We start from the raw sequence: 726 nt of genomic DNA, 5'->3' as shown, positions 1-726 counted from the left end.
CGAGCCATCGCCTGGTCACGCGCGCTTGTCGGCAAGCCGGTCCCCAAATCGCATGAGCGTGAATGGCGCGATATCTGGACCGGGTCCGCATCGCCTCTCAATCAAGACTGGAAAAAGCTCGGATGACCGCTCCTCACTTCATGATCATTGGCGCGATGAAATGCGGGACGACCACGCTCGCCGCGCAGCTGGGTGCGCAGCCGGGCATCTTCATGACAACGCCGAAGGAACCGAATTTCTTCTCGGACGACGATGTCTATCGCAAGGGCCCGGGCTGGTACGCCGCGCTTTTCGAAAACGCTTCCTCCGGCGATATATTGGGCGAGGCGAGCACCCATTACACCAAGCTTCCACGCTATCCCGATACGGTGGCGAGGATCAAGGCGGCGGGAATTCAGCCTCGCCTGGTGTACATGATCCGCAATCCGCTCTCTCGGCTCATCTCGCACTATATCCACGCGGTGAGCGAAAACTGGACCAGCGACCCGCTTGATCTCGCCATTGACCGCCTTCCCGAGCTTATCGATTACGGTCTCTATGGCCGACAGATCACCCCCTTTGTCGAGGCTTTCGGGGTGGAGAGCATTCTGCTGACCTCGCTGGAACGCCTGAAGCTGCAACCGGAGGCCGAGCTCGCCCGGATTGCGGCGCACATCGGACATGCCGGGCCGGTGCAATGGATCGAGGATCTGGCGGAACAGAATGTCTCTGCCGAGCGGATCCGCA

General features: G+C 60.6%; 1 protein-coding gene. It reads left to right on the top strand.

All coding sequences use genetic code 11. The annotated features are described in order from the left end of the window. Positions 1–122 precede the first annotated feature (122 nt). On the top strand, positions 123–726 hold a 604-nt coding region (locus tag VB775_RS10250), incomplete at its 3' end, for a sulfotransferase domain-containing protein (protein ID WP_323216775.1).

Source organism: Pseudanabaena sp. CCNP1317, assembly GCF_034931345.1.
Lineage (GTDB): Bacteria > Cyanobacteriota > Cyanobacteriia > Pseudanabaenales > Pseudanabaenaceae > Pseudanabaena > Pseudanabaena galeata.
This window is presented reverse-complemented; position numbering and strand designations above follow the sequence as displayed.